This window comes from Rhodovibrio sodomensis (genome assembly GCF_016583645.1).
Taxonomy (GTDB): Bacteria; Pseudomonadota; Alphaproteobacteria; order Kiloniellales; family Rhodovibrionaceae; genus Rhodovibrio; species Rhodovibrio sodomensis.
The window spans coordinates 1-7,553 of the sequence record NZ_NRRL01000170.1 but is presented as its reverse complement, the minus strand read 5'-3'; the positions used below and the strand labels follow the sequence as shown (position 1 = coordinate 7,553).

Annotated in this window: 8 protein-coding genes; 5 read left to right on the top strand and 3 right to left on the bottom strand. The window is 57.6% G+C overall.

The window, feature by feature from the left end:
* Positions 1 to 110: 110 nt before the first annotated feature.
* Entirely contained in the window at positions 111 to 497 is a 387-nt protein-coding gene (locus tag CKO28_RS25885) for a MarR family winged helix-turn-helix transcriptional regulator (RefSeq protein ID WP_200344050.1), read from the bottom strand.
* Between the two features lie 144 nt (positions 498 to 641).
* Here CKO28_RS25885 and CKO28_RS25880 point away from each other — a divergent pair, with 144 nt between their 5' ends.
* The 4 genes from CKO28_RS25880 to CKO28_RS25865 all read left to right on the top strand — a co-directional run bounded on the left by CKO28_RS25880 (position 642) and on the right by CKO28_RS25865 (position 4,418).
* Positions 642 to 1,025: a hypothetical protein gene (locus CKO28_RS25880; RefSeq protein ID WP_200344048.1), complete on the top strand. Its 384-nt coding sequence runs from the start codon at positions 642 to 644 to the stop codon at positions 1,023 to 1,025.
* Between the two features lie 23 nt (positions 1,026 to 1,048).
* A complete protein-coding gene (locus CKO28_RS25875) occupies positions 1,049 to 1,582 on the top strand; it encodes a helix-turn-helix domain-containing protein (protein ID WP_200344045.1) in 534 nt (177 codons plus the stop codon).
* A gap of 6 nt (positions 1,583 to 1,588) precedes the next feature.
* Entirely contained in the window at positions 1,589 to 1,861 is a 273-nt protein-coding gene (locus CKO28_RS25870) for a hypothetical protein (protein WP_200344043.1), read from the top strand.
* A 763-nt stretch (positions 1,862 to 2,624) separates the two neighbouring features.
* Positions 2,625 to 4,418 (top strand): hypothetical protein, encoded by a 1,794-nt coding sequence (locus tag CKO28_RS25865; protein WP_200344041.1) that lies wholly within the window; start codon positions 2,625 to 2,627, stop codon positions 4,416 to 4,418.
* Positions 4,419 to 4,715: 297 nt separating this feature from the next.
* On the opposite strand, the gene CKO28_RS25860 is transcribed toward CKO28_RS25865, so the two are convergent.
* Entirely contained in the window at positions 4,716 to 5,342 is a 627-nt protein-coding gene (locus CKO28_RS25860; protein WP_242480828.1) for a PEP-CTERM sorting domain-containing protein, read from the bottom strand.
* Positions 5,343 to 5,814: 472 nt separating this feature from the next.
* On the bottom strand, positions 5,815 to 6,219 hold the full coding sequence (locus CKO28_RS25855; RefSeq protein WP_200344037.1) for a hypothetical protein: 405 nt from the start codon (positions 6,217 to 6,219) through the stop codon (positions 5,815 to 5,817).
* Between the two features lie 191 nt (positions 6,220 to 6,410).
* Between CKO28_RS25855 and CKO28_RS25850 the strand changes: the two genes are divergently transcribed.
* Positions 6,411 to 7,022 carry a PAS domain-containing protein gene (locus CKO28_RS25850; RefSeq protein WP_200344035.1) on the top strand — a complete coding sequence of 204 codons (612 nt, stop codon included), beginning with the start codon at positions 6,411 to 6,413 and terminating at the stop codon, positions 7,020 to 7,022.
* Positions 7,023 to 7,553: the final 531 nt, after the last annotated feature.

Here is a 7,553-nt window from a genome sequence, read left to right as displayed (position 1 = left end):
CGCCTGCACATGATCACGCCAGAACTGGCGCCGGTCCTCGCGCGTCTTGGCCATCGTTCCGCTCCCGTCCGCTGAACCTGGACGGTGGAGAATGGCTCAGGCGCTCGGCATCACGAAACGTGGGGGGCCCGCATCGGACACAGCTCACCCGCCTCCTGATCGGTCAGCTCCGCCGGACCCTGCTTCTCAAGACACGACCGCGGGTCATGGCGCAGCAGGTCCCATCCAGACTCCGTCAGCTGCAACGACACGTTGCGGCCACCCGTGCGCGCCACGAGACCGCGCGCCACCAGCCGCTTCACCAGAACCGACGGCGATCCGGAACTTGAACGTTTGGATCTTGCGACCTCGGTGATGGTGCTCCCCGAATGCCTGGCGAATAACCGCAGCGCCTGCCACTGCGTTGGCCTGAGATCGTGGCGATACTGCCGCGCAGCGTGCACGTTCATCAGCATCGCCAGCCGATCGGCGGGTCGAGAAGCCTTGTTGGTATTCATGACGCGGCTTGCCCTACATTCTCCAAGTTCTTTTTGATAGGCCGCACATTCCAGCTAACACTTATCCTCCGGCCACCAAGGCAGACATCGCCGCCCACCCTGCCGGCTCTCGGCCCACGAAATGGTTGCTTCTGGAGTGAACAAATGCCATCTTCTCAAGGGCTGGGGGACGAGGGGTTCATCGTCGACTACCGACGGGACGAACCTCGGCGCACCCGGCTGGTCGAGCGGCTTCGCAAGCTGCCGATCAACGAGCGGATCGAGCTCTTTCGCTTCCTGGAGGAGGTGGCTGAACATGGGCTCGACGACCCCGCGGACCGTGTCACGCTGGACAGCCGGTACGAGGCGAGCTCGATGCAGGTCGGCACGCGGCGTCTTTGGGTTGGCTTCGTGATCGACCAGTACGCCAGACCGCCCAAGCCGATGCGGCTCTTGATGGTGCAGCGCAAGGCGCCGGGACGCGATGCGCTGTTCCGGGCGGCGACTCATGCCCTGAACCTGGTCAACCCGCATCGCCAGGATCACTGACCGAGACCCGGGAGGCTCGCGCCATGACCAAGCGCAGCAGTGTCCGCGCCGCTGGCGCCACCACCACCGCGCCCGCCGGCAAGACCCGCACGCTGGCCGGCCAGGGCGTAAAGCCTGGAAAGCAGACCAAGGCGAAAAAGCCAACGAAGCGTGAGGGGCATGCGTCACGCGGGCTGGAGGGACTACGCCAGGAAGTCTTCGAGGGCAAGCCCGAGGCTGAACGCGCCTACCAGGACAGCCGCCAGCGCGCGCAGCTCGGCGCCGGCCTGAAGCTACAGCGGCGGCGCGCGGGACTCACCCTGCGCCAGCTCGCCGAAAAGGCCGGCTGGTCGCCGAGCTACGTCTCGCGCCTTGAAAGCGCGACCGCCCCCTGGCCCAAGGTCGACAGCATCCTGCGCTACCTGGCGGCGTGCGGCACGGACGCGCGCTGCGGTCTTGTGATCGGCCAGCCTTCCGCCAACGGCTTCCACATCGACAGTGCGACCACGATCAGTGATGGCCGCGAGGCGCTTTTCGAGCACCTCGCTGGCCGGACCGTGGCACCCGGCAAAGCCTAGAGCCCCATGGACGCGATGCTCGCTGGGATGGCGACCGTCGGCACGCTGCTGCTCGCCGTGCCGGCGCTGCACTACGACTCCTATACCCGCAAGATGACCGACCTGCGGCGGATGCGCCACGCCCGCCTGACTGGGCAGCTGCGCGCCGACCGCGACGCGCTCGTTCAGGAGCTGGAGCGCCTGCGCGACGACTGGCGGGTCTGGAAGCGCTGGATCATGTACGCCGCCTTCGCCCTGCTGATCTCCGCCAACGCGATCCGTTTCCTCGCCGCGCTCTAGACAAAGCGCGACGACTCCCGGGCTACGCACCCACCTTCTCTACGTGTTGACCCCTGCCGCAAGGGCCTGTCATGTCCGCCGCACAAGCCGAAGTATCGCCTCTTTCCGCTACGCAATCCGACCTGCTCCAGACGCTCCGTCAGTCCCGCCCCCGGTTGCGCGCGCTATCAGCCGATGAGCGGTCGGCGGCCGAGGAGATGATCCAGCGCGGTTTCGCGCACCGCTTTTGCGAGGGCTTCCGGAGGATAACCCGTTGGCGTTCGCGATTCGCGAGAGAACGACTACAGACCAGTTTCGTTTGGGCCAGTTTCGTTTGGGGTAATAAGGACCCCCTTCAAGATTACGCCTCCGTCGGTCGCAGTAGCACAGATTTTTCGTTTCTTAACACTTGCTACGCACTAAACTATCTGTACACTAGGTTCCTATACTAACAGCCTTATACTGCAGTGCTGTTCTGTGCCAAGCCGGCAGATTGCCGGTCAAGTTCTCTATGCGTGCACTATACGTCCAATTGCGGTCTCTTGTGCGGACAGGGAGATGGAACAGTGCGAAAGTGGTGGCTTAGTATCCCGATAGCCTGCGTTTCGGCCACGGCGGACGCTGGCCCCATCACTTATAGTGACCGTGTTCAATTCGAAGTTCGCGGGCAGCCGTTTTTTGACCCTCAGGCAAAGCGGTCACGCCGAGTGAGGTTCGCGTCCCGTTCCTTCAGAGCGAACTGCCCAACGTCGATGTAGGCCGCATAGTTAGAATCGATCAGACGGTGCCGCTGCCGGTCCTTCAGCAGGCGTGGAATGAAGCTGTAAGCAGTTGCGTTGCCACGAGGCGTTCGGTCAGCGTAGGTGGGGCAACTTTCTCGGCCTCACCGACGCGATCTGAATGCATTAGCGGCGGTATCGTCACCCGCAGCTTCGAGGTATGTGTCAATCCGTTTACCCAGTCAATCTCGAATACGCCCTGCAACTTCGGTGAGTTTAAAGAGACACGGACAGGCGGAATCCAGGTAGACGGTATCGGACCAGAACCGCAAACTCCGGTTGACCGTCCTTACGATGTTGGCGCCGTGGCCGAATTAGACGGTCGCGTGGAGGCCGGACTCGCCGCTCGCCTGGAAGTCGACGGTGGCAGTTTGGATGTAGACTATACTGCCGACACGGCCATCACTGTGTCGGAAATGGATCCGGAGGCGGGTGATGTCGTAGAACTCAGCATGGCGGCAGATCCGGTTACTGAAGGAACCGGGCTTGTCTCGCGCTATCCGGAAATCCGCGCGGAAATTGGCCAATATGTTGATTACGATGTCGACGCGATGGTGCGGTACGCGGGGATTGATCGGGATACAGGCGAACAAATTGATGAGATTGTCGACATTGTCTCGTTCGATACGACCGGCAGCGTGGTTGACAACATTTTCTCTGCGGGGGTCGGGCTGACGGGCGCCGACGTGTCCTTTTTCGACGATCCATCCTTGACGTTCAACTTACCATTAAGTGTGGCATATTCGATTACGAACCCGATTACGCCCCCAATCGGGCCTGTACCACCTGTTTCCATTGACATTGGTGAACTTCTGCTGCGAACGCCCCAAATGAACACTCCGGCGGCCCCAGACTTCGATGCGGGGGTCTTTAACTTAGTCGGCGGCTCGTCGATACCGGTCCCCGTAGATCGAAATCGAATCACTTTAGGTACAGGTTCCGTTGTCAGTACGACGCCAAGTGGCGAGCGTGATTTGGTCAGTGGGAGTGTTGCGGAAGCCATTGAAACAGGGGATCTGCGCAGCCTCGCGCTCGACGATGGCTTGATTGATACGGATTTCGCTCGTCTGGATTGGGACGTAGATGGAACTGCGGGATCTTTGAATCCCGCTTTAATTTTTGGTTTCAATGGTAATATCGGTAGAGGCACGGATCCCAAGACTGGGCGCCAGCAAGCACTTGTCTCATTTGAGCTTAATGCGCTCGACCTTGACGTTGTGTCGTTCTTTCACTTAGATCAGAAATTGGAATTCAAACCTAATCTTTGGGTCGATTACGTTTTTGATCGTCCCGTAAGTGTATGCGATGAGGTTGATTGCTCTGATCCAAATAACTTTGTTCGTCGGAGCAAGGTGAGCATGCCTGCCGACGGCACTCACCGGATTTCTTACATCCAACCGATCGGCGGAGTGTCGGTAACACCCATCTACAGCTTACGGAACAATGAGTTCGAAAACACGTTAGAGTTTTTGTCGACCCTTGGGCTTCAAGGGACAGCTCTACAGTTTAAGCTTGAAGGGATACTCCCAGCCCTTGCGGCTGGCGCCACAGGTTTGGACGGTTTTAATGTCGCGGCGTTTCAATCAACACCCAGTTTTGAACCGTTTCTCCTAGATACACTGGGGGATACATTTCCGATATCGGGGTTCTCGGACATTCAAGGTAGGAGCTTTCAGGTAGATACTTTATCCGCCGAAGATAGGGTTGCGATTCCGATACCGGCAACAAGTGTTCTTTTATTCTTCGCTCTTATCGTAACCGCAATCGCTATGAGGCGGGGGCAACCTAGTACACTTTAGCGGCGGGACTTTCCGTAACCCATGAGTAAAACTTGGTGGCATGGTAGTATCCGCGCGCTCAGGCAATTTCGGAAGAGAGATCCACGAGGTCGACCGCTCTTGGCCCGGGGCTGCCGGTCAGACGTTGAAGGTGGTCGACGGGTGTACCTTCGGCAGCGGACGCGGCCCGCCAGGCGCCGAGCGGCGAGGGATGACCCAAAGCCGCCAAAACCCGGAAACCTTGAAAACAAGCTGGATAAGTAAGAGCCGCGAGCAACAATCTGCACGCGGCTGTTACGTTAGTGATGCACTGTGTATTTATAACCGCCGTCGCCCTACAATACCAACACCGAATAGGCCGATGCCGAGTAGAGCAAAGGTCGCCGGGACAGGAATTGCAGCCGATCCACCAGTTTCTGCGCTGGTGAGTTCGACATTCAGGTTGTCCATCCCAAACGCGTACTGTTGCCAATCATAAAGCGGGCTTCCATTTGGTAGAGTGATCGGTCCGGATACAGCGAACTCGATTCGATCACCAGTCAGGTCGAACGTCTGACTTTGAGGCGTACGATAACCTAGGTCATTGATTGAGACGCTGCCATTGCTATTACCATCCAGAAAGGCAGAGACTGTAAGATCCAAACCGTTGGCCCAATTCGCGCTAAAGTCACCGCCCGACAAGTTAATGATTTGGCCGTCATTCGCTCCTATGAAACCTGGCTGCGGAACAGTATCGCCGGGATCGCCCGAGTTAAGATACGCAAACTTTGAACTGAAACCAAAACTTCCGGAACCGCCGAAGTTGAAATTACCGCCGTCTTGTTGCCAATTTAGGCCTTCGTAACCATCTTGAATGGCAAACCAGTCATTACCGTCTTCAAATGTTAGCGTGGCTGCGCTGACACTCGGCGCAAACGCTAGACCGAAGGTAAGCCCTGCGATCATTGCAGCCACAGCGTATGTAAGTCGGGCCCTCATTGAGACCTCCTTCGTCGGGTTCGTGAAGCGCCTACCTCGGAGCCTCGGCTCAAGGCTGGCTCGAGTCTGGTCCTGCATCGAGCAAGCCATATGCCACATCCGAACGTTCAGGAATGTCAATAGGTTATAAATGGGGGCCATTACCAGGCCAAACGTTTTGTAAAGTAGAGTTTACACCCGGGTCTCGTGAAGCTGGGATTCTGTAATAAATCCCGACACCCGTATTGGTGAGCGACGGTTCGGCCGCTGTTGGCCCGAGGCTGCCGGTGAGCCATGGAAAGCCGGCGTCTGTAGCACCCTCGGCACCGGACAGCGGCGATGACCGGGCGTGCTTCGGGACGTGACCCAGAGCCGTTGTAATCGGCTTCGTTGCTGATTTCAACGCAGGCTTTTGAATAAAGGAGCCGGATTGCCAGGAAATTTATTTTTTCTTAATTTACTATTCGCAAAATCCTAATCTGTCGGGATGAGCGGGGCTCGCGAAATGCCATTCGAAGAACGACATATCGAGTTCAGCGACGTAGAAACGGCTGCCGCCCTCCAGCGGTTCGTCCGCAAGCGGCAACCGGAGCGGCAGACGGTTGCTCTGCGCCATGTGAAAGCCGTTGGCGACGGGGATGTGCTCACCGGCGTACAGGCTACTGGCAACCAGGGTATGGAACAGGTCAAGCTCGACTTGAGTCTCGCGGAAGTGACGGCTGCGTTGCTCGGATGGTGTTTTTCCAAAGAGATCCCGATCCCGCGGCAGGCCAACAAGCGTATCGTCTTTGCCCGACACCGTTTCAGTCTTGTGCTTGAGATCGATGTAGCGACGAATGCCGGCCAGGGAAAAACGTCGGATCAAGCCTGAGGGCGCCTCGGCGAGTCTTCGCGACGGCCTATAAATCGCACCTTAGCTGGCAAACAGAAGTTCCTGTACCGACCTGCTAACACGCCCCGATACGCTCGCCTCCCGTTAAGCCTTATTGGTAAACTCATTCTTAAATCCAAGGATTTAGTGTTGCAGTCGACGCCGACTGAACCGAAAGCCCGACAATGACGGTCAACCTCTCACGAACAAACGTCGCAAGCGTGCTATCCCGCACCAATCAGGCGCTTTTCATGTACTGGGAACGTCTGGCCACGATCGAGCGGCCGCCACGCAAGACAGCTCTCGACCCGGCTGAAGTCCGCAAAATCCTATCGAACCTCGTTATTTACGAGCGGAAGGACATAACCATTTTTCAAATCCGCCTGATGGGTACGAAAGTCGCCCAACGTATCGGTGTTGATTTGACAGGTAAAAACCTTCTGGAATTCTTCCATTACGCCGGAAAGGCCGAAGCCCAGAAAGACCTAAACAGAATTGTCGACGAGCCATGCGGTCAGTTCCTAGTCGTAAAGGATCGGTTCACGTCTGGCCGCGAAGCCTGGGTGGAAATCCTGCGGCTGCCTCTGACCGATGATCTCGGCCAAACTCGTTTCATTATCGGCTGCACGGAAGAAAAGAACACCACCAGTTTCGCCGCGCACCAGCGTGACAAGCCGGAACTGATCGCGGAACACATCAAGGGGTTCTTCTTCGACCTTGAAGGGAAGATCCTGCCTGACACCATCTGGACGAACCCCGACCACGCCGTTCCGGATGACGCGGGAGGAGGCTGGTAGGGCCTAAGCCATGGGAGGCAAGGTGGGTCGGCGAGAGTGGGTCGGCGAGAGGCCAGGATACCGATCGGCGTGAAAAAGTACCTAATTGAAAACCAATCCATTGGCATGATCGAAGCTTCGCCGCATAGCAAATGAGCGGTATCATCCCTTGGAAACCTGTAATTTCGCAATCTAACCGATCGTATAGATAGATTTAACGGTATGATAGTATAAATTGACTGAAGTCCCGAGGGTTGAACGCGGTCTGGATGATTAAAATTGCGTAAAGAAAAGACAGCTCCTGTCACATGGTTGGGCGTTTTCGCCGTCTTGGGTGTGTTCGCTGTCATCGCGCTTGTTGCTGGCCAAGCGTATCGTGATGCGCGTCGCGAGATGCAGATTCGCGCTGAGGAGGAGGCACGCGTGTACGTGCTCACCCCACCCCCTGTAGTTCGGGCGATGTGAGCTGCGTTGCGCGTTCCATATCCGCCGGTTGACCCCTGGAGTCGGGGTGTGATTCCAGAATGGTATGACCCGCCGGGAGGAACTGGA

Excerpts from the sequence above, each read along its gene's own strand:
- CKO28_RS25860 (WP_242480828.1), bottom strand. The coding sequence starts at position 5,342 with ATGATCGCAGGGCTTACCTTCGGTCTAGCGTTTGCGCCGAGTGTCAGC.
- CKO28_RS25885 (WP_200344050.1), bottom strand. The coding sequence starts at position 497 with ATGAATACCAACAAGGCTTCTCGACCCGCCGATCGGCTGGCGATGCTG.
- CKO28_RS25880 (WP_200344048.1), top strand. The coding sequence starts at position 642 with ATGCCATCTTCTCAAGGGCTGGGGGACGAGGGGTTCATCGTCGACTAC.
- CKO28_RS25850 (WP_200344035.1), top strand. The coding sequence starts at position 6,411 with ATGACGGTCAACCTCTCACGAACAAACGTCGCAAGCGTGCTATCCCGC.
- CKO28_RS25870 (WP_200344043.1), top strand. The coding sequence starts at position 1,589 with ATGGACGCGATGCTCGCTGGGATGGCGACCGTCGGCACGCTGCTGCTC.
- CKO28_RS25875 (WP_200344045.1), top strand. The coding sequence starts at position 1,049 with ATGACCAAGCGCAGCAGTGTCCGCGCCGCTGGCGCCACCACCACCGCG.